Annotated in this window: 25 protein-coding genes; 11 read left to right on the top strand and 14 right to left on the bottom strand. The window is 51.2% G+C overall.

The features are described 5' to 3' along the window. Positions 1-149: 149 nt before the first annotated feature. The 5 genes from clpB to coaE form a co-directional block, all read right to left on the bottom strand. Positions 150-2,771 (bottom strand): ATP-dependent chaperone ClpB, encoded by a 2,622-nt coding sequence (gene clpB, locus FMR86_RS12200; protein ID WP_163351676.1) that lies wholly within the window; start codon positions 2,769-2,771, stop codon positions 150-152. A gap of 269 nt (positions 2,772-3,040) precedes the next feature. Further along, the gene (locus FMR86_RS12195) at positions 3,041-3,355 is read right to left on the bottom strand and encodes a chaperone modulator CbpM (protein ID WP_163351675.1); all 315 of its coding nucleotides are present in this window, start codon (positions 3,353-3,355) and stop codon (positions 3,041-3,043) included. Positions 3,356-3,367: 12 nt separating this feature from the next. Further along, complete coding sequence (locus FMR86_RS12190) at positions 3,368-4,366, bottom strand: DnaJ C-terminal domain-containing protein (protein WP_163351674.1); 999 nt, start codon at positions 4,364-4,366, stop codon at positions 3,368-3,370. Positions 4,367-4,465: 99 nt separating this feature from the next. Further along, complete coding sequence (locus FMR86_RS12185; RefSeq protein ID WP_163351673.1) at positions 4,466-5,197, bottom strand: rhomboid family intramembrane serine protease; 732 nt, start codon at positions 5,195-5,197, stop codon at positions 4,466-4,468. Positions 5,198-5,553: 356 nt separating this feature from the next. After that, complete coding sequence (coaE, locus tag FMR86_RS12180) at positions 5,554-7,203, bottom strand: dephospho-CoA kinase (protein ID WP_163351672.1); 1,650 nt, start codon at positions 7,201-7,203, stop codon at positions 5,554-5,556. 197 nt (positions 7,204-7,400) lie between these two features. Between coaE and upp the strand changes: the two genes are divergently transcribed. The 11 genes from upp (at position 7,401) to FMR86_RS12125 (ending at position 18,323) form a co-directional block, all read left to right on the top strand. Continuing rightward, on the top strand, positions 7,401-8,027 hold the full coding sequence (upp, locus tag FMR86_RS12175; RefSeq protein ID WP_163351671.1) for a uracil phosphoribosyltransferase: 627 nt from the start codon (positions 7,401-7,403) through the stop codon (positions 8,025-8,027). A gap of 61 nt (positions 8,028-8,088) precedes the next feature. Then, on the top strand, positions 8,089-9,342 hold the full coding sequence (locus FMR86_RS12170; protein ID WP_163351670.1) for a uracil-xanthine permease family protein: 1,254 nt from the start codon (positions 8,089-8,091) through the stop codon (positions 9,340-9,342). Positions 9,343-9,610: 268 nt separating this feature from the next. Then, positions 9,611-10,693: a tRNA 2-thiouridine(34) synthase MnmA gene (mnmA, locus tag FMR86_RS12165; RefSeq protein WP_163351669.1), complete on the top strand. Its 1,083-nt coding sequence runs from the start codon at positions 9,611-9,613 to the stop codon at positions 10,691-10,693. 15 nt (positions 10,694-10,708) lie between these two features. After that, on the top strand, positions 10,709-11,290 hold the full coding sequence (locus FMR86_RS12160) for a GNAT family N-acetyltransferase (RefSeq protein WP_163351668.1): 582 nt from the start codon (positions 10,709-10,711) through the stop codon (positions 11,288-11,290). A gap of 265 nt (positions 11,291-11,555) precedes the next feature. Next, positions 11,556-12,323, top strand: coding sequence for a CDP-diacylglycerol--serine O-phosphatidyltransferase (pssA, locus tag FMR86_RS12155; protein ID WP_163351667.1), 768 nt, complete (start codon positions 11,556-11,558; stop codon positions 12,321-12,323). Positions 12,324-12,495: 172 nt separating this feature from the next. After that, the gene (locus FMR86_RS12150) at positions 12,496-14,043 is read left to right on the top strand and encodes a 2-isopropylmalate synthase (protein WP_163351666.1); all 1,548 of its coding nucleotides are present in this window, start codon (positions 12,496-12,498) and stop codon (positions 14,041-14,043) included. Next, entirely contained in the window at positions 14,036-15,295 is a 1,260-nt protein-coding gene (gene leuC, locus FMR86_RS12145; protein WP_163351665.1) for a 3-isopropylmalate dehydratase large subunit, read from the top strand. Before FMR86_RS12150 ends, leuC begins: the two co-directional genes overlap by 8 nt. An 18-nt stretch (positions 15,296-15,313) precedes the next feature. Further along, the gene (locus tag FMR86_RS12140; protein WP_163351664.1) at positions 15,314-15,808 is read left to right on the top strand and encodes a 3-isopropylmalate dehydratase small subunit; all 495 of its coding nucleotides are present in this window, start codon (positions 15,314-15,316) and stop codon (positions 15,806-15,808) included. Positions 15,809-15,986: 178 nt separating this feature from the next. Continuing rightward, positions 15,987-17,054 (top strand): 3-isopropylmalate dehydrogenase, encoded by a 1,068-nt coding sequence (gene leuB / locus FMR86_RS12135; RefSeq protein ID WP_163351663.1) that lies wholly within the window; start codon positions 15,987-15,989, stop codon positions 17,052-17,054. 331 nt (positions 17,055-17,385) lie between these two features. Further along, complete coding sequence (locus FMR86_RS12130) at positions 17,386-17,910, top strand: NifB/NifX family molybdenum-iron cluster-binding protein (RefSeq protein ID WP_163351662.1); 525 nt, start codon at positions 17,386-17,388, stop codon at positions 17,908-17,910. Positions 17,911-17,939: 29 nt separating this feature from the next. Next, positions 17,940-18,323 (top strand): CGGC domain-containing protein, encoded by a 384-nt coding sequence (locus FMR86_RS12125; RefSeq protein WP_163351661.1) that lies wholly within the window; start codon positions 17,940-17,942, stop codon positions 18,321-18,323. 86 nt (positions 18,324-18,409) lie between these two features. Here the strand turns inward: FMR86_RS12125 and dapA are convergent, their stop codons facing one another. The 9 genes from dapA to FMR86_RS12085 all read right to left on the bottom strand — a co-directional run bounded on the left by dapA (position 18,410) and on the right by FMR86_RS12085 (position 25,729). Next, positions 18,410-19,288 (bottom strand): 4-hydroxy-tetrahydrodipicolinate synthase, encoded by an 879-nt coding sequence (dapA, locus tag FMR86_RS12120; RefSeq protein WP_163351660.1) that lies wholly within the window; start codon positions 19,286-19,288, stop codon positions 18,410-18,412. A gap of 22 nt (positions 19,289-19,310) precedes the next feature. Then, complete coding sequence (locus tag FMR86_RS12115) at positions 19,311-20,012, bottom strand: hypothetical protein (protein WP_239057227.1); 702 nt, start codon at positions 20,010-20,012, stop codon at positions 19,311-19,313. A 51-nt stretch (positions 20,013-20,063) separates the two neighbouring features. Further along, entirely contained in the window at positions 20,064-20,198 is a 135-nt protein-coding gene (locus FMR86_RS20700; protein WP_275406881.1) for a hypothetical protein, read from the bottom strand. After that, a complete protein-coding gene (locus FMR86_RS12110; RefSeq protein WP_275406885.1) occupies positions 20,198-20,509 on the bottom strand; it encodes an HU family DNA-binding protein in 312 nt (103 codons plus the stop codon). The genes FMR86_RS20700 and FMR86_RS12110 overlap by 1 nt, the downstream gene beginning before the upstream one ends. A 57-nt stretch (positions 20,510-20,566) precedes the next feature. Then, on the bottom strand, positions 20,567-21,391 hold the full coding sequence (locus FMR86_RS12105; protein WP_163351658.1) for a MinD/ParA family protein: 825 nt from the start codon (positions 21,389-21,391) through the stop codon (positions 20,567-20,569). A 14-nt stretch (positions 21,392-21,405) separates the two neighbouring features. Then, positions 21,406-22,257, bottom strand: a complete 852-nt coding sequence (locus FMR86_RS12100; protein ID WP_163351657.1) for a GGDEF domain-containing protein — start codon at positions 22,255-22,257, stop codon at positions 21,406-21,408. After that, positions 22,247-23,366, bottom strand: a protein-coding gene (gene prfB, locus FMR86_RS12095) for a peptide chain release factor 2 (protein WP_203544869.1) whose coding sequence is annotated in 2 segments (ribosomal slippage) — positions 22,247-23,290 and positions 23,292-23,366 — 1,119 coding nt in all. Because the reading frame shifts where the segments join, the coding sequence is not laid out codon by codon here. The genes FMR86_RS12100 and prfB overlap by 11 nt, the downstream gene beginning before the upstream one ends. Before the next feature lie 16 nt (positions 23,367-23,382). Then, positions 23,383-24,909 (bottom strand): apolipoprotein N-acyltransferase, encoded by a 1,527-nt coding sequence (gene lnt / locus FMR86_RS12090; protein ID WP_163351656.1) that lies wholly within the window; start codon positions 24,907-24,909, stop codon positions 23,383-23,385. Between the two features lies 1 nt (position 24,910). Continuing rightward, positions 24,911-25,729: a hemolysin family protein gene (locus tag FMR86_RS12085; protein WP_163351655.1), complete on the bottom strand. Its 819-nt coding sequence runs from the start codon at positions 25,727-25,729 to the stop codon at positions 24,911-24,913. Between the last annotated feature and the right edge of the window lie 94 nt (positions 25,730-25,823).

Here is a 25,823-nt window from a genome sequence, read left to right as displayed (position 1 = left end):
ATCCCAAGCAACGGTTCGGGTTAGAAGAACAAAGCATGACGACCCAAGCTCCGGCACGGTCTTAAAAAACCAAGGCAAAATCGGTCTGCCATGCAAAATTACAACTGTTTAATTGGTTAAACAACGTCAATCAAGACGTACTAGGCATCTTAATTAGTCTTAAATTCCAAGCCATCTTCCCCGGCATCAATGCTAATCGCGTGCTCTTCACGCAATTCCCCGCCGATAATCTTCTTCGCCAGCGGAGTTTCCACGTGGGATTGCAGGTAACGGCGCAGCGGCCTTGCTCCGTAGATGGGATCATAGGACGCGTGGGCAATGAATGCCTTGGCTTTGTCGCTGACTTCCATGGACATCTTTTGTTCTTCCAGACGCGCACGCAACCCGGCAAGCTGCAGGTCCACTATCTGGACGAGGTCGCTTTCAAGCAGCGGCTTGAAGAGCACAGTTTCGTCCACACGGTTCAGGAATTCGGGCCTGAAATGGTTGCGCAGCACGTTCATTACTCCGTCCTGAACACCGTTTTTGAACTCGCCGTTCTCCTCGATTCCTTCAAGCATGAGCTGGGAACCGAGGTTGGAGGTCATGATGATGATGGTGTTCTTGCAATCCACGGTGCGGCCCTGAGAATCGGTTATGCGGCCATCATCGAGAATTTGCAGCAGTACGTTGAAGACATCGCTGTGTGCTTTTTCAATCTCATCAAAGAGCACTACGGAATAGGGCTTGCGGCGGATGGCCTCGGTGAGCTGACCGCCTTCATCGTATCCGATGTAGCCCGGAGGCGCGCCGATAAGCCGCGCAACCGCGTGTTTTTCCATGTACTCGGACATGTCCATGCGCACGATGTTTTCTTCGCTGTCAAAGAGTGCTTCAGCAAGGGCCTTGCAAAGCTCGGTCTTGCCGACCCCGGTGGGGCCGAGGAAGATGAACGAGCCGATGGGCCGCGAAGGATCTTTCAGACCCGCACGGGCACGCAGCACCGCTTCAGAAACAGCACGTACAGCATCATCCTGACCGATCACCCGGTCATGCAGGATGTCTTCAAGGCGGAGCAGTTTTTCGCGCTCGCCTTCCACAAGGCGGCTGACCGGGATTCCGGTCCAGCGGGAGATGATCCCGGCTATGTCATCCGGGCCGACAAATTCTTTGAGCAGACGTTTGCTGTCTGCTGTGACTTTGTCTTCCTCGCCTTCTATATCGTTGGAGATAGCTTCAAGCTGGCTTTCCAGACCGGGCAGTACGGAGTAGGTCAACTCCGATGCGCGGCCGAGATCGCCTTTGCGCTGGGCTTCTTCAATATCTATTCTGGTCTTCTCGATCTGGGCTTTGAGGTCGCGCACAGTATCGATGGATCCTTTTTCCTTTTCCCACTGCTCAACCAGCTCGGACTGCTTGATCTTCATCTCGGTGAGGGTGTCTTCCAGCTTGGAAAGACGCTCACGCGATGCTGTATCGTCCTCTTTGCGCAGGGCCTCGCGTTCGATTTCAGCCTGCATGATCTGGCGGTTGATCTTGTCCAGCTCGTAGGGCTGGGAGTCGATCTCGGTACGGATCATGGCTGCTGCTTCATCAATGAGGTCAATGGCTTTGTCCGGCAGCTGGCGATCGGTGATGTAGCGGGCAGAGAGTGTGGCCGCTTCCACCAGCGCGCTGTCGCTGATGCGTACGCCGTGGTGCACCTCGAAACGCTCTTTCAGGCCGCGCAGGATTGAGATGGTGTCTTCAACGCTCGGCTCTTCTGTCATTATGGTCTGGAAACGGCGTTCAAGGGCCGGGTCCTTCTCGATGTATTTGCGGTACTCGTCAGTGGTGGTCGCGCCGATGCAGTGCAGTTCGCCACGGGCCAGCATGGGTTTGAGGAGGTTTCCGGCATCCATTGCGCCGTCAGTTTTACCTGCGCCGACGATGGTGTGGATCTCATCGATAAAGATGATGATCCTCCCTTCAGATTCCTGAACTTCCTTAAGTACGGCTTTGAGTCGTTCCTCGAATTCACCGCGATATTTGGCACCCGCAATGAGCGCGCCCATGTCGAGCATGAACACGGTCTTGTCTTTGAGGCCTTCAGGCACATCCTGCTTGACGATGCGCTGAGCCAGCCCTTCGATGATTGCGGTTTTACCGACCCCGGCCTCACCGATGAGGATGGGGTTGTTTTTGGTGCGCCGGGAAAGGATGCGGATCACGCGCCGGATTTCGGAATCACGGCCGATGACCGGATCAAGCTTGCCTTTGCGGGCTTCTTCCACCAGATCGCGTCCGTATTTCTTGAGCGCATCGTAGGTGGCTTCCGGGTTGTCAGTGGTCACGCGCTGGTTGCCGCGAATGGTGGTCATGGCTTCCAGAACCTTGTCCTTGGTCAGGCCGAAGGTTTTGTTGACCCTGCCCGCTCCGGTGGAGCCGTGCTCTTCCATGATGGCCAGGAAAAGGTGCTCCACGCTGATGAATTCGTCCTGCATGCGCTGGGCGATTTCTTCAGAGGCCACAATAATCCTGTTCAGCCGCTGGGTGACAAAGACCTGACCGGGCTGTGCGCCGGGACCGCTGACTTTGGGCAGTTTATTGATTTCAGCCTCGACAGCCTTTTTATAATCTGCGGGCTTAATAGATGATTTTTCGAGAATTTTGGAAACAATTCCTTTCTCCTGATCAATTAGAGCGAGGAGCAGGTGTTCCACTTCTATCTGCTGCTGGCCGTTTTTAACAGCCAGAGATTGTGCCGCAGCAATTGCGTCGTTGGTTTTCTGTGTAAATTTATTCGGATCCATATAGAGTCTCCTTTTATTTGTCTCCGACGGCCAAAGGAAAGGGGAAAACCCTTTTGCTACCGCCAAAAAGTGTTTTCCCCTCTCCTCTGGACTCCTCACCCCTTTCCCAAAACGCGTTGGTTGGGGTGGAGTCAGCTTAAAATAAAAACACAGTTTGGCATATTACAGTAGCGAAGCTTACTAAAAGGTTTTGGGATTCTAAAACCCTTTTGCAAAAGGGTTTTAGCCGCCGGAGGCGTAATCTTTTTATCAACAAGCGCGTTAGCGCATCAAATCAATTTTTTCATCTCTTCAAGTTGCGACTCAAGCTTCTCGACCCGATCCAGCAGATCGACGATAATCGATCCGCCTGTGGGGGTGACATCAAGGTCCTTGCAGAGCCTTGATAGCTTGGTCATGCGATAGAGATCGCGTGTTTCAAAGAGATAATGTCCGTCCCCGGTGGTTCCGGGGTGCACCCATTCCATGCTGATCAGTTCCATGACCACGGTCTCTTCAAGCCCGGTCATCTCCATGACCTGAGTGATGACCAGTCGCTTGGAACTGGAAGGAGGCTGCGCTTCGGTTCTTTCTTTAATGTCCATGGCGAACCTCCTTTAGAATGAGCGGGGTGAGAAGTCGGACTTTTCAGCCAGTTCTTCCCAGAGTTTTTTCATTTCGTCAGTCTCGGCCTTGGGAACCTGAATCATGATGCGCACAAACTGGTCGCCTTTTTTGGCTCCGGTACCGAGTCCGCGGCCCTTGATGCGCAGCTTCTTGCCGCTGCCGAGGCCTGCGGGAATGTTCATTTCAACCATGCCGTCAAGGGTGGGCAGCTTGAATTTTCCGCCAAGTGCCGCTTCCCACGGTGCAAGGTGCAGATCGAGGATGACGTTGTTCTCTTCGACCTTGAAATCCTTGTGCGCCGCAAGCTTGATCTTCAGGTACAGGTCGCCGCGCGGTCCGTCATGCGGTCCGGGTGATCCCTGACCGGAAAGGCGGATTTTCTGGCCGTCCTTGATACCTGCGGGAATTTTAACATCCAGAGTTTTTGATTGGACCATGGGATGCCCGCCGGGACCGGTTGCTTTTTCCTGCACGGTTACGGATTTAGGACCGCCTGCGTAGGCTTCTTCAAGGGTCAGCAGCAGGGTGGTTTCGGAATTCTCACCCTTGCGCGGACGCTGCTGGTGGAATCCTCCACCGCCAAAGCCCTGCGCACCGCCGAATCCGCCACCGCCGCCGAATTGCGCTCCGCCACCACCGAAAATGGTTTCAAAAAAGTCGCTGAAATCACCGCCGCCAGCACCGCCGAATCCTCCGAATCCGCCACCGCCGCCGAAGTTCATGTTCTCGTAGCCCGGAGGCGGACGGAAATTCTGCCCGTGCTCCCAGTCCGCGCCGAACTGGTCGTACATTTTACGCTTTTCCGGGTCCTTGAGGACTTCGTAAGCTTCGTTGATTTCCTTAAACTTCTTCTCGGCTTCCGCGTTATCCGGGTTTAAGTCCGGATGATACTGCCTTGCCAGCTTTTTAAAGCCCTTGGCAATCTCTTCCTTGCTTGCGGACCGGGAAACTCCCAGAAGTTTGTAGTAGTCCTTATATTTCACGCTCATCTTGTAATTACTCCTTGAGTGATTGGACGATCAATATTTTCATCGTCACCCTATCAAAGTAATTCGAAGTTTGCGCAAGTCAAGCGTAATGATTGAAATTTAAAAATCCTCCGGCAACTCATAATCCTTCTTCTCAGCAACATAACAATAAACACAGCGATCCTTCTTCACGAAAAAACGGATCAATATCAGCCCGGCTATGAATCCGCCTACGTGGGCGGCCCATGCGACTTTTGCTGTTCCTTCTGCAAAGTGGCTGGATACCCCGGAAAAAACTTGGATCAGGAACCAGAGTCCGAGGAATAGGGATGCCGGAATTTTAAAGAAAAACGGGATGATGATTACAGGAAATAGAGTCAAAACCTGCCCGTGCGGGTACAAAAGCATGTATGCGCCCATGATTCCGGCAACTGCGCCGGATGCGCCGATTACCGGGGCACTGGCTGATGGGTTGATTGCCATCTGTATGCCGATGGCAATGAGTCCGCAGACTATGTAAAAAATGATGAACCGCCCATGACCCATGGCGTCTTCTATGTTGTCGGCGAAAATCCAGAGCATCCACATATTTATAATGATGTGAATCCAGCCGCTGTGCAGAAACATGTAGGTAAAAAGAGGCAGCACCCCGGCATCGGGGTAACCTGCGGCCACCGCCCATTCGGGATGGAAAAATCTTGCCGGGACAACGCCCAGCAGGTGGAAAAGAGTCAGCCGTCCCTGCGGGGTCAGCATTTGTTCGAAGGTAAAGACCGCGATGTTGAGGAACATGATTATCCGCAACACGTACGGGGTGTTTAGGCAGGGGACGTTGTCGCGGATAGGGATCATGGGGGATTTGCCTCTGTTTCAGCTTGAGATTGATGAATTTAAAATCAAGCCTAGCAGAAAATAATCATGATCTCCATTGCTCAAGCCCCATCAAAAAACGACCCCCGCTACATAAATGCAGCGGGGGCGTGACGAGATTGAGTTGGTAGGTAAACTAGGGGTACTCACTCCCTAACCGAACCTGATGCCGAAAGCGGGGTTGGACTTTGCGTAGAATTCTCTTTTGTATAATGGACTTGCATCCTAACAATTAATTAGTGTTCATTCTTCCGACTACAGTCCTGACCACTCGCCTCAGGTCTCACTTATAAAGTAACACACGGACCGGGTAAGTCAATACTCACAGGTGTGAAAACCTAGCTTTCATCAGGGCTGAACAGTTTTTCAAGGTAGTTCTCGAATGATGTTTCTTTGTCCTTGCGCATGGCTGCCAGAACTTCGAGAATTCGTCCTGTTTCCGAAGCAAGTTTAGCCAGATCAGCATCGTTTTCAATGATGGCGGTGCAGCAATCCATCTTGGCTTTTTCATCCCATTGCCATGAATCGAATACCGCAAGAATTTCGGGATCAAGGCCCCGCTTTTCGCGCAGTTCCCCGGTTCGTTTTTCAGCAGGGCAGCGCACTCCGATTACAGCATCAACCAGCTTCTTGGTGTGCCAGCCGCCTTCCAGCAGCAGGGGGATTTCAGCTACGGCCAGCGGTTCGTTTTCGTGGGTTTTGAAGAATTCCTGCACGTCATGCTGTACGATGGGGTGGATGATGTTCATGACTTCCCGGCGCAGGTCATCGTTTTCGCGCATGGCGGTGAAGAGCTCCGCTTTGTCTACGGCTCCGGTTTCATTGTCGATAAAACGGTTGCCGAATCTCTGGCGCAGCAGTTCCCATCCGGCTCCGTCTTTTTCGTATGAGCGGGCCACGGACTCATCCGCGCTGAAGGTGGGTACTTTATTGTCCTCAAAAATTTTAAGCACTGCGGATTTGCCGGAGCAGGGCATGCCGATGAGTCCGACCCGCTGTACTGATTTGTTCAGCTCCTTGAGCATGGTGATGAAATCTTTCGGCGGTGTCTGGGTGAAGCTCATTTCTTCACCGGAATCAGGGTGTGCAAAGGCGAGGGAGTATGCGTGCAGCATCTGCCGCTCAGCTATTTTGGCAAGCTGCTGATCATCCTGTTCCAGGCGGGCGTGCTCCATGGAACCGTATACCTGATCTCCCAGCAGCGGATGGCCGATGTGGGCCATGTGTACTCTGATCTGGTGGGTACGCCCGGTGTAAATTTTTACTTTAACGAGGCTGGCCCGTCCGGCGGGGTCGGACCACAGGGTTTCGTATTCGGACCGGGCATCGCGTCCGCCTTTGAGCACTACGGCCATTTTGGTCTTGTGAACCGGATGTCTGCCCATGGGTGCGTCGATCTCACCAAACGGACGTTCAGGAACGCCGTGCACAATTGCCAGATAGGCTTTGTTTACTTCGCGCTCGGCAAAGGCGGCGGACATGGCCAGACGGTCATGTTCGTTCAGGGCAACAGCGATTAATCCGGAAGTAAATTTGTCCAGACGATGCACGATTCCGGGCCGCCATTCATCCATGTCTTTGATCTCGGGGAAGTGATGGATAAGGCGATGGACAAGTGTTCCGGTAGGGCAACTTGGGGCTGGGTGAGTGGTCAGTCCGTCCGGCTTGTTGATGATGGCGATCCTTCCATCATTATATATAATGTCCAGCGGCAGATCTTCGGGGACCAGTGAGGTGAGTTCGGCTTCACCTTTCAGGGTAAGTTCTTCATTTCCCATCAGTTTCTGGTTCGGCTTTTTGCAGATTTTACCGTTTATCTCTGCAAAACCGGCCTTAATCCAGTCTTTTACTTTGCCGCGTGAAATCCCTTCTTCTTCAAGGACGCTGCCCCAGAATTTGTCCAGCCGGGTGTTGCGGTCAGAAAATCCTGCGGATTTTGTCCAGAGGAGCTGGTTCTCATTTTCTTGAAAATCTTCGTTATTGCACATGTAATTTATTCCATATTGGGTTATATTCGTATTCAGTAATTGGTTGCTTATTTGTAATTTCCAGTGATGCCAAGTGGATATGGTTTAGCTGGAAAATAATTGTTTTTTGTCTTGACTGTCAAAGCTGTGTCTTATAGAAACACGAAGTTTTGACTTTTCGGATTTTATAACAAATAACATGGGATCAAGGAGGCACCGTGGCGGTACATGTGGTAGACCATCCTTTGGTAAGACACAAGCTCGGCATTCTCCGTGAAGACGGCATCAGCACAAGTCGTTTTCGCGCTCTGGCTCAGGAAATTTCCAGACTCCTCACTTACGAGGCAACTAAAGACCTCGCAACCGAATCCAAAACCATCAATGGTTGGGCCGGTGAAGTTGAAGTTGAGGAAATCAAGGGTAAAAAAATCACCGTAGTTCCTATTCTCAGGGCCGGCCTCGGTATGATGGACGGCGTGCTGGACATGGTTCCCGGTGCCCGCGTCAGTGTTGTCGGTTTTTACCGTGACGAAGAGACTTTGCAGCCTGTCGAATATTACGTCAAGCTTGCAAGCAATATTAATGAGCGCATCGCGCTTATTCTTGACCCCATGCTCGCTACCGGTGGAACCCTGCTGGCTACAATCGATCTTCTCAAGAAGTCCGGCTGTACCAACATTAAAGGTCTGTTCCTCGTTGCGGCTCCCGAAGGGATTGAGAAAATTGTCAACGCCCACCCGGACGTTGATATCTACGTCGCGTCGATCGATGAAAAACTTAACGATGTAGGATACATTCTCCCCGGTCTCGGAGACGCGGGTGATAAGATATTCGGCACCAAGTAAATGTTTTTAAAGGCACCAAGTTCGGTGCCTTTTTTTTGGAAAAATTCTACGGAGATTACTAATGAGCACATCCAGTACTGAATATAACTTTCGGGCAAAAGACTTTGTCCTCGGCGCGCAGATGCTTTTCGTCGCATTCGGCGCACTCGTCCTTGTTCCCCTGCTGACCGGGCTTGATCCCAACGTGGCCCTTTTCACCGCTGGTGCGGGTACGCTTGTTTTCCAGGTTGTGACCAAGGGTAAAATTCCCGTATTTCTGGCTTCCTCTTTTGCCTTCATCGCACCCATCATCTACGGTGTGCAGACCTGGGGCATCCCGTCCACCCTCTGCGGTCTTGCCGCAGCCGGACTTTTCTACGTAGTGCTCAGCTTCCTGATCCGCTGGCGCGGTACCGATATCCTGAAAAAAGTTCTGCCCCCGGTTGTAACCGGCCCGGTGATCATGGTTATCGGTCTGATCCTCGCTCCGGTTGCTGTTTTCATGGCTGTGGGTAAAACCGGAGACGGTTCTGTTGTTCTGGTTCCCGAAAAGACCGCGCTCATCGTCTCCATGGTTTCCCTCGCGGTGACCGTTGCAGTTTCCCTGCTCGGTAAAGGCTGGCTCAAGCTGATCCCCATCCTTTGCGGTATAATTGCCGGTTACATTACTTCCCTGTTCCTCGGTCTGGTTAATTTTGATGCCGTTGCAGCAGCTCCGTGGATCGCAATGCCCAACTTCACTTTTCCCGAATGGAATCTCGAAGCCGTGCTGTTTATCGTTCCGGTAGCGATCGCCCCGGCAATTGAGCACTTCGGTGATGTTCTGGCCATTAGCTCTGTTGCTGATAAAGATTACGTAAAAGAGCCCGGTATCCAGAACACCATGCTCGGTGACGGTCTGGCTACCTCTCTCGCGGCTTTCCTCGGCGGACCTCCGAACACCACTTACTCCGAAGTTACCGGAGCGGTGGCTCTGATCAAGATTTTCAACCCCGCCATCATGACCTGGGCTGCAATTGTAGCCATGTCCCTCGCATTCTGCGGCAAGGTCGGCGCATTCCTCTCCACCATCCCCGTTCCGGTAATGGGCGGTATCATGGTTCTGCTCTTCGGTGCGATCATGGTTGTAGGTATGAACACCCTCGTACGTGCCGGTGAAGATCTCATGGAAGCCCGCAACCTCGCCATTGTGGCCCTGATCGTAATCTTCGGCGTGGGCGGCATGTCTCTGCCCACTCCTTTCAGCGATGAGTTCAGACTCGGCGGAATCGGCCTTGCCGGTATCCTCGGTGTTTTCCTGAACCTTGTGCTGCCGCAGCCTAAGAAGGAAGAATAGCAATAAGCCGGAAGGTTCCGGCATTGTATAAGTAGACTTGTGCTACGCTTATAAAATAAATCCATATTTATTTTATAGAAATCAAATTCAAATATGAATTTGATGGAATTGAGACTTGTGAGAGACTTGTCCGGAGACCCATCGGGGGTGTCCGGGCATTTCTCATTTTTTGCTTGCTGGGCAAAGGGCTGCCCGTTAGTTTGTAACCGGAACGAAGTCTCACGGTAGATATACCGTTACAAATAATAAGTAATTTGCGGAGAATGTAATGGATACAGGGTTTGAATATCCTGAACTGAAAGAACTGACTGCCGGGCGCAAGGTTGCCATGGCGGTCAGCGGCGGCGCGGATAGTCTGCTTTCACTGGTCCTGCTTAAAGAGAGCGGGGCGGATATTGTGGCGGTCCATGGCTGTTTTCTTGGGAAGGAAAAGGCCGAAGTCGCTGTTGCCGGGCTGGAGAAAAGGTGTGCGGAGCTTGATGTGGAGCTGCATGTCTTCGATCTTACTACCGAGTTTGACCGCTTGGTGGTGGAGCCGTTCGTTCAGGAATATCTTAAGGGGAATACCCCCAATCCATGCGCTCTTTGCAATCCTGAGATCAAGTTCGGTCTGCTTTATAATGCCGCACGCGGACTTGGGGCAGAGCTTCTCGGAACCGGGCATTACGTGCGCCTTGCCGAAGACGCGAATTACGGACGTGTTTTGGCCCGTGGTGCCGACATGGGCAAGGATCAGAGTTATTTTCTTTCCCTTGTCCCGCGCGATTCTGTTCTGAACGCTGTTTTTCCTCTAGGTGCTCACAGTAAGGACCAGACTTATGCCGAGCTGGAAAAGCGGGGTGTGGAAATTCCGCTGCCTTCAGAGAGTCAGGAAATCTGTTTTGTTCCCGACGATGATTACCGTCAGTTTTTGATCGACCGTAAGGTCAAGCTTCCCGGTCCGGGGATAGCGGTCCTTTCCGACGGCACTAAAGTCGGCAAGCACAAAGGTCTTTGGCGTTATACTCAGGGGCAGCGACGAGGACTGGGCATAGCATGGAAAGCTCCGCTCTATGTTTTGGACAAGGATATGAAACGCAATCTGCTCATTGTGGGTACCCGTGACGAGCTGGAAGCCGGGGGATGTGTTGCCGACGGTTTCAACTTTCTGGTTGATTTTGAACGCTGGCCGGAGACCGTTTTTATCCAGACCCGCTACCGACAGCGATCAAAGCCCGCAAGGGCTGCGCAGGTTGGCAGCAGTTTAAAATTTGATTTCATTGAGCCGCATTCCCGGCCTACGCCGGGTCAGATTGTGGCTGTATATACAGAAGAAGGTGCTGTTCTCGGAGGTGGTATCATCCGGGAATAGCCCCGGGAGATAGGCGTGTATATCGAGACGCAGAGACTGATTTTAAGGCCCCTTAAGCAGAGTGATGCCGGATTTCTTTCCGGTATGATGAAAGACCCGGATGTTTACCGCTATATTCTCAAGCAGGAGCCTTGGTCCGAAGGCAAAATTGATTCTCTGCTTCAGAAGCAGGAAGAGTTGTTTTGTCAGCAGGGTTATTGCCTGTTCGGAGTGGAGATGAAAGGCGGCGGAGGGCTGACCGGATATTGCGGGGTGCAGCCGCTGGAAGATTTTGCGCAATCCCTGCATGGCAAAGTCGGTATCAGCTGGGTATTTCAAAAGGATTACTGGGGAGCCGGGCTGGCAACCGAATCCGCTTCCGCATTTGTTGATTACGCTTATCGCGAAACAGAACTTAAGAACATTAAAGCTCTCATTCATCCCGCAAACCGAGGTTCCATGCGCGTTGCATCCAAGCTCGGCTTTGAGTTCGATGATCTGGTTTTCCGTAATGGAAGGCTACGCATCATGTATTCGCTTCTGAAAGAAAAGCATTGTAACGAACTCCGTACTTCCCATGCTCGGGAAGTCTTCTTTATGGAGCCGGGATATATTTAGTCTGGTGCTGGGTGAGTATTCAGTTAATATTTATGTGATTTAAGTTTTGCACGGCTCGAAGTCTCATTTGTCTCTGATACCGCTATATAAATATTTTACATTTCACGGGTTGACCTTTGCAGGGCAGGGGAGTATTACCTGATTCCAGAAAGCAGTAACTAAGATGTTGCCTTTCGAACATTTCAGCCCGGAAGGGTTAAATTTAAGTTAAAAATCTAATACGATTCTACTGGAATTTATTTTCGAATCGGTTTAAGAAGTTTTCATGGCAAAGGAAAAAAGAATACCGAAGCACAAGGGCGTATACATCCTGCCCAACCTCCTCACCGTGTCGAGCCTGTTTTGCGGGTTCCTCGCGATGAACTGGGTTGTGGAAGGACGGTACGAGATGAGTGCTGTCGCCATTCTGGTGAGCTGTCTCTTCGACGGTCTCGACGGAAAGGTGGCTAGGTTGACCGGAACCAGCAGTGAATTCGGCGTTCAGCTTGATTCTCTGGCGGATGCGGTTGCCTTTGGTGTTACTCCTGCGTTCATGGTCTATCACTGGCAACTCCACCAGTTCGGAAGACTGGGTATGCTGGCGGCTTTCTTGTTGATGGCCTGCGGTGTGCTCAGGCTCGCCCGCTTCAATGTTCAGTCAGGGACTACTTCCAAGGCTCATTTCATCGGTTTGCCCATTCCTGCGGCAGGCTGTACCTTGTCTACCCTGATCCTGTTCACCCCTTATATTCCTGAAAATCTCGCACAGAGTGTACTGCCCATGTTCACTCTGGTGCTTGTATATTGCCTCGCTTTTCTGATGGTGAGTACCGTCCGCTATAATTCTTTCAAAGAATTCGGTGTGTTCAAAGCTCATCCCTTCAGCTCCATGGTTACCGTTATTGCGCTCTTTACCATGGTTGCTTCACAGCCCAAGTTTCTGGGTTTTGTGATCTTTATTGGATACATTGTATCCGGTCCTATTTATACTATTTTCATTCTATCCCGCAGAAGCAATAAGCTACTAGGAAAGTCCTCCAAAGAATTGTCATAAGCTTTTCACTAGGTAGTTCTACAACTACATCCTGATTAGCTCATAAGGTGCCAGAATTCTTTAGGGGACGGTAAATTACCGAGTAGCTTAACCTGTTTCACTGTTTTATTCCCAATTTTTATTATAAACTGCAAATATTCTGTTCTTGCAGCCTCTTTTAGGAGATAGATAAATGTCTGATAAAGTTTACATTTTTGATACTACATTGCGTGATGGCGAGCAGTCCCCCGGTGCAACCATGAACATGGCTGAGAAAATCACCATGGCCCGCCAGCTGGAAAAGCTCGGTGTGGATATTATCGAAGCCGGATTCCCGGCAGCAAGTCAGGGTGACTTCGAAGCGGTAACTGAAATCGCCAAATCTGTCGGCGACATTCAGGTTGCAGGGCTGTGCCGGGCACTGAAAGCTGACATTGACCGCGCTTTTGATGCCGTCAAGCACGCTAAGAATCCCAGAATTCATACCTTTGTGGCTACTTCCGATATCCACATGAAGCACAAGTTCAACAAGGAGCCGGAAGAAATTCTGGAAATGGCCCGCAAGGCTGTGCGCCATGCGGTATCCCTGACTCCCAATGTTGAATTTTCCGCTGAAGATGCTTCCCGTTCCCGCTGGGATTTCCTCGCACAGGTTGTAGAGGTTGCCATTGCCGAAGGCGCAACCACCATTAACATTCCTGATACTGTAGGTTACGCCCAGCCGGACGAGTTCGGTAAACTCATCGAGTACCTGCTCAAGGAAGTGCCCAACAGTGACAAGGCAATCTTCAGCGTACATTGTCATAACGACCTCGGTCTGGCCTGCGCCAACACCCTGGCCGCCATCAAGGCCGGTGCCCGTCAGGCGGAAGTAACCCTTTCCGGTATCGGTGAGCGTGCCGGTAACGCAGCTTTGGAAGAAGTGATCATGGCTCTGCATACCCGCAAGGATTATTATGATGTAGAGACTTCCATCCTCACCGAAGAGCTGTTCCCCTCTTGCCGCAGATTGGCGACCACCATCGGTCAGCCCATCTCACCGTATAAGGCAATTGTCGGTGCCAACGCATTCGCCCATGAGTCCGGTATCCATCAGGACGGCATGCTTAAGAATCGCCAGACCTACGAGATTATGACCCCGGAATCCATCGGTAAGAAGGGCACTTCCATTGTTATCGGTAAACACTCTGGTCGTAACGCTCTGGGCAGCAAGCTCAACGAAATGGGCTATCAGCTGGATGACGAGCAGATCGGAAGGGTTTTCTCCGCAGTTAAAGCATTGGCTGACAAGAAAGAAGAAATTTTTGATGAGGACGTTGAAGCTCTCGTTCTGGAAGAAGCATATCGTATCCACGACCTTTACCGGGTAAAGGAACTCTCCGTATTTTCCGGTACTGCCGGGGTTTCCCCGCACGCAGCTATCGTGCTGGAAGACTTCAGCAAGGATAAGGAAAATCCGGAAACCATGCAGGAAGTGGGCTTCGGGGACGGTCCCATCAACGCGGTATTCTCCACCATCAATAAGATGGTCGGACGCGATCCCAAATTGGAACTTTATTCCGTAAACGCGGTTACCGGTGGAACTGATGCGCAGGGTGCGGTTACGGTTCATATTACTGACAACGGTTTTAAATCAATCGGGCGCGGTTCTGACGAAGACATTATCGTCGCCAGTGCCAAAGCTTATGTCAACGCTATCAACAGAGTTGAACGCATGAAACAGGAGAAGAATAATGGGTAAAACCTTAGCTGAGAAAATTTTACAGGCTCATACCGAAGAAACTGTGAAAGAGCCGGGACAGATCGTCCGTTGTAATGTTTCCATGGTGCTGGCCAACGACATTACCGCCCCGCTTGCCATTAAATCTTTCAAGGCCATGGGCGCGGATCAGGTCTTCGACAAGGACAAAGTAGCCCTTGTCTGTGACCACTTCACCCCCAACAAGGACATTGATTCCGCAGAGCAGGTCAAGGTTGTCCGTGAATTCGCCCACGAAAAGAACATCACCCACTACTACGAGGGCGGCGAAGTCGGCGTTGAGCACGCACTGCTGCCCGAGCTGGGGCTTGTCGGTCCTGCCGATATCGTAATCGGTGCCGACTCCCATACCTGTACCTACGGTGGTCTCGGCGCATTCGCCACCGGAATGGGTTCCACCGATATCGCGGGCGGTATGGCTCTCGGTGAAACATGGTTCAAGGTTCCGCCGACCATCAAAGTAGAAATTGAAGGTACTCCCGGAAAGTACATGGGTGCCAAGGATTACATCCTCAACCTCATCGGTACCATCGGTGTTTCCGGCGCGCTGTACAAGGCTCTGGAATTCAGTGGTTCCGTTGTGGACAATCTTTCCATCGAAGGCCGCATGACCATCGCCAACATGGCTATCGAAGCAGGCGGTAAGGTAGGCCTCTTCCCGGTTGATGCCAAGACCCTTGAATACTGCAAGGCTGCAGGCCGCACCGGAGACGTGGAAATGCGCGCCGATGCAGACGCAAACTACGAGCGTGTGGTCAAGATTAATGTAACCGGGATGAAGCCTCAGATTGCCTGCCCGCATCTGCCCGATAACGTCAAGCCCGTTGACGAAGTAAAGGATATGCAGATCCATCAGGCGGTCATCGGTTCCTGCACTAACGGTCGTATCGAAGACCTGCGTGAAGCAGCAGCTGTTCTCAAAGGCCGCAAGGCTGACAAGAACGTGCGTCTCATTGTACTGCCCGCAACCCCGAACATCTGGAAGCAGGCCCTGCGCGAAGGTCTCATTGAAACTTTCATGGAGTCCGGCGCAATCGTAGGACCCGCAACCTGCGGTCCCTGCCTCGGCGGTCACATGGGTATCCTTGCTGGCGGTGAGCGTGCAATCGCCACCACTAACCGTAACTTCAAGGGCCGCATGGGCAGTCTCGAGAGTGAAGTTTTCCTCTCCAGCCCCGCAGTAGCAGCAGCTTCTGCAATCACCGGTATTATCACTGACCCCGAAGCACTCTAAGAATAGGAGAATTTACATATGTCTATTAAAGGTACTGCACACAGAGTCGGGGCGCATATCGATACTGATGCGATTATTCCGGCCCGTTTTCTGGTTACCACCGATCCTGATGAACTCGGCGCAAACTGCATGGAAGGTCTTGAAGAAGGCTGGATCAAGCGCGTTAAGAAGAACGATATCATGGTCGCTGATGAGAACTTCGGTTGCGGTTCTTCCCGTGAACATGCCCCCATTTCTCTGCTCGGTGCCGGAATTCCGGTCGTAGTTGCCAAGAGTTTTGCCCGTATTTTTTATCGTAACGGTTTCAATATGGGCCTCATCCTCCTCGAAGTCGGTGATGATTTTGAAAAGCTCGGCGATGGCGATCAGCTCGAAGTTGATGCCGAAAAAGGCGAAATCAAGAACGTAACCACAGGTGAAACCATCACTTGTGCTCCGGTTCCCCCATTCATGAAGGGCATCCTCGACTGCGGCGGACTGGTAGAATACGTAAAAGATCGTCTCGCTAAATAGATAATTATTAGTGCCAGACAGGCTGTATTTCAACACGGTCTGATCATAAAAAACGGCGAAGCCTTACTAAAAAAGTTTGGGATTCTTAAACCCTTTTCAAAGGGTTTAAGGCCCCCGGCAGGGTCGCCGAAGGCATCTTAAAATAAAAGCGCGAAGCGCATCATATAGGAATTTTAAAATGAAAATATGCGTAATGCCCGGTGACGGAATCGGGCCGGAAATCATGGAGCAGGGCGTTAAAGTCCTGAACGTAATCGGCGAAAAATTCGGTCATAAATTCGAAACCACTGAAGCCCTCATCGGCGGCGCGGCCATTGATGCTACAGGCGGTCCGCTGCCCGAAGAAACCGTTAAGGCTTGCAAAGAGTCCGATGCTGTGCTGCTCGGTGCTGTGGGCGGCCCCAAATGGGATACCATTGATCCCGCAATCCGTCCTGAAAGAGGTCTGCTCGGCATCCGTAAAGAGCTTTCCCTGTTCGCCAACCTGCGTCCTGCGGCTCTGTTTTCCGAGCTGAAAGATGCCTGTTACCTGCGTGCTGATATCGTAGAGAAGGGCCTTGATGTAATGGTTGTCCGCGAACTGACAGGTGGCATTTATTTCGGCGAACCCCGCGGCACCAAGACCGAAAATGGCGAACGCATGGGTTACAACACCATGGTTTACTACGAGCACGAAGTGAAGCGTATTGCAAAGGTTGCTTTCGAAGCTGCCATGAAACGCGACAAGCGTCTGTGTTCCGTAGATAAAGCCAACGTTCTGGACGTTTCCCGTGTCTGGCGTGAAATTGTTATCGAAGTTTCCGAGGAATACCCCGAAGTTGAGCTTACTCACATGTACGTTGATAACGCCGCCATGCAGCTGGTGCGTGATCCTTCCCAGTTCGATGTCATTGTGACCGGAAACCTCTTCGGCGATATTCTCTCTGATGCAGCTGCAGCAATCACCGGGTCCATCGGCATGCTGCCTTCCGCATCCCTGGGCGCATCCAACCCCGGTCTGTACGAGCCTATCCATGGTTCCGCACCGGATATCGCAGGCGAGAACAAAGCCAACCCGCTGGCTACCATCCTGTCTATCGCCATGATGCTGCGTTACTCCTTCAACATGGCTGAAGAAGCAGATTGCATTGAAGCCGCAGTTGAAAAGACCCTCGCAGAAGGGCTGCGTACAGGAGATATCATGGATGAGGGCGGCAAGCTCGTAGGCTGCACCGAAATGGGCGAAGCCGTTATTAAGAATTTGTAAGATTGCCTCCGGCGGTCCTTTCGGGGAACCCTGCCGGGGGCCTTAAACCCTTTTGCAAAAGGGTTTAAGAATCCCAAAACCTTTTGTTAAGGCTTCGCCATGAAGTTTTGCAAATTTTGCTGATACGTAAGCCCTGCTGGATTTTTCGGTGGGGCTTATTTTCTTGTTTGGGCGCATTATGCGCCTTTTTTTGTGGTTTTTTGGAATCAGATTTAGCCTGACGGGAAAAAGAGTTGAGGCTATTTGCTTGAAATAATTGAGTTGAGTGATTTGGCCTCCTTTATGCAAAATTAATTGAAAAGAGTAATTAATTTCATAACAGGAGGCTTTTATGCTTATCGCTGTAAGTGCAAATAATTCCAATGCGGACAGCCCGCTCGAACCTCGTTTCGGTAGGGCTGCGGGGTTTATAATTTTTGATTCGGAAACAGAAGAATTCAGGTTTGTTGATAACGGCGGCAACAGCCAGTTGGCGCAGGGAGCGGGAATTCAAACCGCTCAGATGCTCGCGGAACAGGGAGTAGGTGCTGTTATTTCCGGGACTTTCGGGCCCAAGGCCGAGGCTGCATTGCAGCAGGGCGGAATACAGATGGTGACTGCTTCCGGGACTGTTCGTGAGGCAGTTAATGTGTTTGGCGGTTCTGAGCAGGCAGCAACAGCTACGTCTATGAATAATCAGCAGCCCGGTGCTGGAATGGGCATTGGGTCTGGGCGCGGCATGGGCGGTGGTTGTCGCCGTATGGGCGGAACCGGACGTGGAATGGGCATGGCAAACGGTGGACGCGGCATGGGCGGCGGAGGCCGTGGCATGGGCGGTCGAGGCATGGGGGGCGGCGGAATGGGCCGCAGGTCGTAGTTTGAAGTTAATCTGAAGTGAGAGACGAAATGACTAAAATCGGAATGATTCGATGTGAGAAAAATGAGCACAAATGTCCGCTGACCAATTGCATTAAATCTTACGACCAGACCATTCAGGGTTTCAGTGGTTATGATGAATGTTCATTGGCAGGTGTTTTTACCTGCCGTTGTCCGGGTGAAAACTTCACTGAGATGGTTAAAATATTAAAGGCTAAAGGTGCAGAATCAGTGCATGTTACTACCTGTTCCTTCTCCAAAAAAGAAGCAGATGGGTGGAAACTCGGCAATGGTTTCTGCGATAAAATTGATGAACTGGCCGGAAATGCGGCCTCAGAAGCAGGCATCCCGGTCACCAAAGGCACAGCCCATCTGCCGGAAGGGTATATACCTGAGGTTTTTAAGTCGTTTTAGGTAAACAGCTCGGCGAAGCCGTAATAAAACAAAAAATCCCGCATGGAGAGCCATGCGGGATTTTAAATTTTATTGCGTAAGGCGGTCTAGATCAGGCCGCTTTCTTTGAGCTGAGCTTCGAGCTTTGCCTTGCTTTCATCCATGAGCGGAACCAGCGGCAGCCTGAAGGATGTTTCGAATTTACCCATCATGCCCAGCGCGGTTTTGACCGGGATGGGGTTGGTTTCAACAAACATCATGCGATTTACAGGCTGCATTTTGAAGTGCAGCTCCTGTGCTTTTTTCATGTCGCCTGCGCGGAATGCCGCACACATGTCGGACATGGTTTTAGGCATGATGTTGGAGACAACGGAAATTACGCCGTGTCCGCCGAGGGAGAGCAGGGGCAGTACAGTGAAGTCGTCACCGGAAAGCACGCTGAAACCTTCGGGGCATTGTTCGATTACATCGGAAACCTGACCGAGGTTTGCAGTAGCTTCCTTTACACCGACCACATCGGAAACCTGATTCGCAATCATGGCGATGGTTTCGGGCATGCAGTTCAGACCTGTACGTCCGGGCACATTGTACAGGATGAAGGGCATGGAAGCCTCTTCGGAAAGGGCTTTGAAATGCGCCAGCAAGCCCGCAGGAGTAGGTTTATTGTAGTAAGGGGTAATCTGGAGGGTGGCGTCCGCGCCTGCCTGTTTAGCAAGCTTGGTCAGGTTTACGGCTTCTTTAGTATTGTTGGAACCCGCGCCAGCGATGACCGGGACACGTCCCTTGGCCTGCTCGACACAGATTCTAATAACCTCACCTTGTTCTTCATGGGTAAGTGTAGCCGCTTCGCCGGTAGTACCGCAGGGTACAAGACCGTCGATTCCCTGTTCAATCTGCCACTCGATCAGTTCGCGGTAGGCGTCCTGATCAATCTCTCCGTTTTTGAACGGAGTGACCAGAGCAGTGAATGCTCCTTGGAATGTCATTTTTAAAGCCTCCAAATTTAAATTACTTATCGTCCGAAATACCACTGAGCAGCTTTAAGACTTCCGGCTCCTCGCGAAGCTTTTCAGTCAGGGTCTGCAGGAACCATTTTACGTTCTGCCCGGAAGACCATTTAAAGTCTTCGGTTCGCGTGGGCCATTCGTAGATATCGATTCTGTTGACCGCTTTTCCGGTGGGATAGCTGCGTATCCACAAAGTCTTATTGTTTGCGTTAAGACTACCGGACATTCCCGGTCCGTCACCGCTCCCTAGGAGAATATCCGGAGGAGTCCCGCCAATGACCGGGTTGGCGAGAAATTTCTTCTCCCTGAAGTAACCCCATGAGCTCATGGCGATTACCAGATCCGCTTTTTCCCGTTGCTCCTTGAATAGTGTGGCGCATTCATCAATGAGATCGGGAGGAAGTTCGTCAGACCCTTTTTCAAGGTATGGAAGTATGATTACGGCTGCCTTCTTACCATGGGCAAGAGGCTTGGCTACAACCTGTGCTTCCGGGTTGCCGATCCAGTTTTCCGGAATTCCTTTGGGGGAATTTTGCAGAAAAACCATTTCAGCAGGACTAAGAATTCCTAAATCATAATTAATGATTTGGAAAGCTTCAGTCAGCGCATTTCGTTTTTTATCGGAAACTTTTTCGCCGGAAGTCGGCAGAAATTCATATGCACCGCCCAGCAGCAGGACATCATGTTTCTGTGCTGCACGCAAATCCTGAAGATATCCGGCCCGCCGGGCCAGTCCGCCAAGGGTTTTGCTTCCTCAGGTAGGGCAGGGGTTTACTGTCCCGAAGGTATTGGCAGTGTCGGCAATAGACAACAGTACATCCTTGCCGGCATGGGCCATTGTGGCACCCATGCTGGCAAGGATAAAAAAAGCAAATATGAGAAGGCGCATTAACCGTTCAAATACTCTTTCAGCTCTTTACCGGGACGGAAGAAAGGCAGTTTTTTAGGGGTAACGTCAACAACGTCACCAGTCTTGGGGTTACGGCCTGTGTAACCTTTGTACTCTTTCATCTTAAAGCTGCCGAATCCTCTGATTTCAACTCTGTCGCCGCGAACAAGCGCTTCTTTAATTGAATCGACAAATGCGTCAACTATTTCGGCAGACTCATCCACATGGAGGCCTTTTTCTTCCGCAAGACTCTTGATCAGTTCGCTTTTGTTCATGTCCTCTCCCAAATCATGTTGAGTGTGACAAGGCAGTGTTTTACCATTTCTAATACAACTATGCCGAAAAGTTACCCTTTTCGTCAAGCATAATTAATCGGCCAGTGTCGGAAATTTTTTCATGACAGGTCTTTCGCTGAGTCTGCCCATGTTTTCCATTCTGATCTTCTGAATTTTAACCGCGATATTCAGGATATCCCGGCTGGCATCAGATTTGGGAGCATACTTAATGAAAGGAATCTGCCGTCTTACAGCTTCAGTTACCGAGGGATCATACCGCACATAGCCCATATTTTTCAACTTAATATTCAGAAATTTTTCGCAGGCCATATTGAGCCGTTCAAAAGTTTCCCGTGCTTCTTTATCGTTGGAAGCCTGGTTCACTATTACGTTGAAATCACTGATGTTGTGCTGGGAGTGCAAAACTTTGATCAGGGCGTAGCTGTCGGTCAGCGAGGTCGGTTCCGGGGTGACAACCACAATTCTCATCTGGGTCATGGAGGCAAATGACATTACTGTTCCGTTAATCCCGGCACCGAGATCAAGCACCAGATACTGGTAGCCGCCCACCAGTTTGGTGATTTTGCTGAAGAGCAGTTCCTGCATGTCTTCATCCATTTCCACCAGTTCCGGAACACCGGAAGCTGCGGGCAGGATATCGAATTTTTTGCCTTCCTCAATGGGGACGACAATGTCCGAAGGCTTGGCTCCGCTGGTGAGCAGGTCTTGCATGTTGGATTCCGGGGAAATTCCCAGCAGTACGTCGAGGTTGGCCAGTCCGAGGTCGCAGTCCATGAGCAGCAGGCTGTTGCCCCCGGTATTCAGGGCGTAGGAAAGATTTAAGGAAAGGTTGGTTTTTCCGACTCCGCCCTTACCGCTCATGACAGCAATACTTAATGTTTTATTGGCGTTGATCATGTCTATATATTCCTTTAGTTGCCCGTGAATAAAAATTTCTTTTCATCCGCATGAACAAGGCTTTCCTTGGTCACGGATTCGAAATCAAGGATATCTGCTGTCTGGACCTGATCTTTGCCGGACTTTTTGGCCTCGTAAAGGGCCTTGTCAGCTTTGTCGATCAGTTCATGCATTTCAATGTCCACCATACCTTTGTAGCAGGAAATTCCCGCAGAAGAGGTCATTGAAAAATAGTCAGTACTGCCCGGTATGGAGAATTTCAGTTCCCGCACTTTTTCCAGCAGCCGTTCCAGCAGTTGTTGGGATTTGATTAACCCCACACCGGAAAAAATGATAGCAAACTCCTCTCCGCCGATGCGGGCCACAAGGTCGTAGCGCCTTGAATTGCGGGCCAGCAGCTCCGCGAAATCGATCAGCACTTCATCGCCTTTGAGGTGTCCCCAGTTGTCGTTGATCTGTTTGAAATCATCCAGATCAAGTATGGCAAGGCTGACCGGGGTCTTGTTCCTGCGGGACCGTTCAATTTCCTGATCAAGGGTCCGTTCAAAGACCCTGCGGTTGGAAAGCCCGGTCAGGGGGTCGTGCTCTGTTTTGTAGGAAAGTTCCTGCAGCACGGATTGGACATGGTTCAAATGCGGGGTCATGTTCCGGTCGAGGGGCATGGTCAGCCAGTCGTTCAGGCCGTGCCGTTCCGCGAGGATTTCCCACGCTTCAAGTGTCATGCCCGGGCAGACCCGCAATACGGCCAGTCCTTCCGGGCACTCATGGGAGGTGCATACTTCATTTTTTGTGCAGAACCTGTCCCGCACAGAAAGAAGTTCTTCCATAAGGCTGGCTTCATTTTCAGCGATGTACTCAGCGCTCATTGTCTCCGCCGTATGCGTCAAGCATGTATTTTCTGATCAGGCCGTCCAGCTCGCCGTCCAGAACCGCTTCAACGTTTCCGTCTTCGGCTCCGCAGCGATGGTCCTTGACCAGTCGGTAAGGTTGCAGAGTATATGTCCTGATCTGACTGCCGAATCCGATGGAATCTTTGGTGGCGTAGTCAGCTCTCTTGCTTTCTTCCTGCCGTTTAAGTTCCTGCTCGTAAAGCCGGGACTTGAGGACTTTCATAGCGGTTTCTTTGTTTTTCAGCTGCGACTTTTCATTCTGGCACTGAACAACAATATTTGTGGGCAGGTGGGTGATGCGCACAGCCGAGTTTGTCTTGTTGACATGCTGTCCGCCGGGACCGCTGGCCCGGAAAACATCCAGCCGGATGTCTTCGTCTTTTACTTCAATTTCAATATCCTGCGAAATTTCGGGATAAACATCCACCGAAGCAAAGGACGTGTGCCGCCTGCCGGAAGCATCAAAAGGGGAGATGCGGATCAGACGGTGGATGCCTGCCTCGCCTTTAAGAAAACCGTAGGCGTAAAGTCCCTCAATGCGCAGGGTTACGCTTTTAATGCCTGCTTCGTCGTCCGGCTGGTAATCGAGATAGCTGGTTTTCCAGTTCCGTTTGTCCGCCCAGCGCAGGTACATGCGCAGCAGCATTTCCGCCCAGTCCTGTGATTCTATTCCGCCTGCTCCGGGGTGGATTTCCAGAATGGCCGTGCTTTTGTCCTCAGGACCGGAAAGCAGGGCTGCCAGTTCGGTCTGTTCCACAAGCTTGGCAAGTTTATCAACGTTTTCGGCAAGGGCTTCAAGGATTTCCTGCTCCTGCTCTTCCGAAGCCATCATCAGCCATTCTTCCACATCATCCTTGCTGGAGGAAAGAGCTTCGTATGAGGCAATCTTTTCTTCAAGCATGGATTTTTCACGCAGTACCGGGGTCAGGGCATCCGGTTTGTCCCATGCGCCGGGTTTGCTCAAATCGTGTTCTATTTCTTCAAGTCTTTCTTTGCTCTGTGCGTGGTCAAAGACGCCCCCAGAGGGATTCGTATTTTTCTATACTGTCCAGTGCCTTGGATCTAAGGTCTGAAAATTGAAGCATTTCCGGTGTTATTCCTTTATATTTTAATTCCCGCCGGATTTTTGCGGCGGCTTATGATTATCCATATGGCGAAAAGCAGAGTCAGTACCAGCGGGGTACGGGTAACTGCTTTATAGTTTGCATGGTAGAAAGTCTCGCCGCTCAGGAGTTCCGCCTTGGCGGCTACTGCGGCATCAACAAACAGCCCGGTAGCATGGCTGACCCGGCCCAGCGGGTCGATGCAGGCGGAAATTCCGGTATTGGTGCCCCGGATCATGTACCTTCCCTGCTCAACTGTTCTCATGGTTACGAGGTTCAGGTGCTGGCGGGGAGCGGAGGTGTTTCCGTACCATGCGTCATTGCTGATGTTTATCAGTATGTTGGCACCTTTTTCCACCCGTTCCTGTGCCAGTTCAGGGAAGATACCTTCATAGCAAATGAGCATACCCATAGCAAGGTCGCCGGTGCGCAGCGGACTGGCATCCGAGCCGGGTAAAAAGTCTCCGGCACCCTGCACCAGTTTGCCGAGCGGGAGAATATCTTTAAGCGGGATATATTCGCCGAAAGGAACCAGATGGGATTTGTCATACCAGTCCATGTACTTCTTATCCGGCGAGATGAGATAGGCCCGGTTGTAGAGGGAGAAATTACCCTTGCTGTGCAGTACGTAGCCCGGAGCCCCGGTCAGGACCGGGGTATTGGTTTCGGAAGCAAAGTTGACGAGTTCCGCACGCATGATTCCGCCATCCTGCAGGTAAAAGGGCATGGCTGTTTCCGGCCAGACTACAAGATCGGTCTTATGCGTAACCTGCCTGCTCAGGTTCAGGTATTTTTCGAAAGTTGTTTTTTTGTATTTGGCGTCCCATTTTCTGGCCTGATCAATATTGCCCTGAATGATGCCGATGGAGGTGTTTCCGGTCTTCTCAAGATCAGTAAATTGTTGCGGACTGGTGCGTACTCCGCCGAGAATGATGATCAGGGCTACGACAGATATGGTCCAGATTTTGGCGGGATTGGATATTTTCCAGACCAGAATGGCCGTAGCCACTGAAACCAGCAGCCCCGAAAGTCCGTAGGCTCCGATAAAGGCCGCGCTTTGGATCCATTCCGGCCTGAAAGCCATGGCAGAGGATAGGGTCATCCACGGATAGCCGGTCAACAGCACTCCCTGCGCCGTCTCCATGCTAGTCCAGAGCAGACCGCTGAAGATACAGAGCGCAAAGGGCGGAAGTGCCCGCGCAGCGTGGTTGAGAATATAGGTATAGATACCGTAGTAAGTACCGACAATCATGCCCACAAGTATGGGGCATGGTATGGCCAGTGCCCATGACAGGCCGCCGTAGACTCCCACCGGATATGCTATCCAGTACATGCAGGCTATGCCCGCCAGTGAACCCGCAATCCAGCCCCGTTTCAGGGCCTTGCGCGGTGATGCGGCAGAAAAAGCGATAAAGCCCAGTGCCAGCGGAAAGCCTAGAATGGCAGCGGGTAAATGAAGCAGGGGATTGGCATAACCAATCCCCGCTGAAAACATTGCAATAATAATCGGAACAGCTGGATGCATTCTAATTTCCGGTGGGCGGGTCAATGAGGATGGAGATGATCTGTTTGGCATCCCCTTCATGAACAGTGAACTTATAACCTGAGATATTAATAAATTCACCTACATGGGGAATGCGTCCGGTCAGTTCAGATATGTATCCGCCAATGGATTCCACATGCTCTGAATCGAGGGTCAAGTCCAGCTTCTCAGATACCTCGGTAAGGGGAACCCTGCCGGAGATCAGGAATTTTCCACTTTCCAGTTCTTCGAAATCCGAAGGGCGGTCCGCGTCGTGTTCATCGGAAATATCGCCGACGATTTCTTCAAGCACGTCTTCCATGGTCAGCAGGCCGGATGTTCCGCCGTATTCATCCTGCAGGATTGCCAGATGAACGCGTCCGGCCTGAAATTCCTTGAGCAGGGCTTTGATTTTGATGTGTTCGGAAACAAAATAAGGCTTGCGCATGATTTCATCAAGCGGCGTATCGGTCTTGCCTCTAAGTAGAGGGGCAATGATATCTTTGGCGTGGATTATGCCGACTATTTTGTCTTTGGTTTCCTGAAAAACAGGAATGCGGGAATGTCCGTGCTCAATGATCTCTTCGGCTACTTCAGCAAGGGTGCTGTTAAGCTCGACTCCGACCATATCCGTACGGGGAATCATGATTTCACTGGCTTCGGTGTCCTTTAATTCAAGGACATTGAGCAGCATGGAAACGACTTCGTCCTTGATTTCACCGTCTTCACTTGCTTCGAGGATGTGTTCTTCAAGGGGGGCGTCTGATTTTTTAAAGATATTGACCATTTTGGCCCACAATCGGCCTTCAGAACCGTCGTCCAATTCAATTCTCCTTTTTGCGGTTAATCCATGTATTTTGAATAATGAAAATCAGATTTATGCTTATATCTACTTATTATGTGCCATCGGTGTCAAC

The organism is Desulfovibrio sp. JC010 (assembly GCF_010470675.1).
Taxonomy (GTDB): Bacteria; Desulfobacterota; Desulfovibrionia; order Desulfovibrionales; family Desulfovibrionaceae; genus Maridesulfovibrio.
Note: the sequence above shows the minus strand (reverse complement) of the source record. Positions and strands in the feature narration are given on the sequence as shown.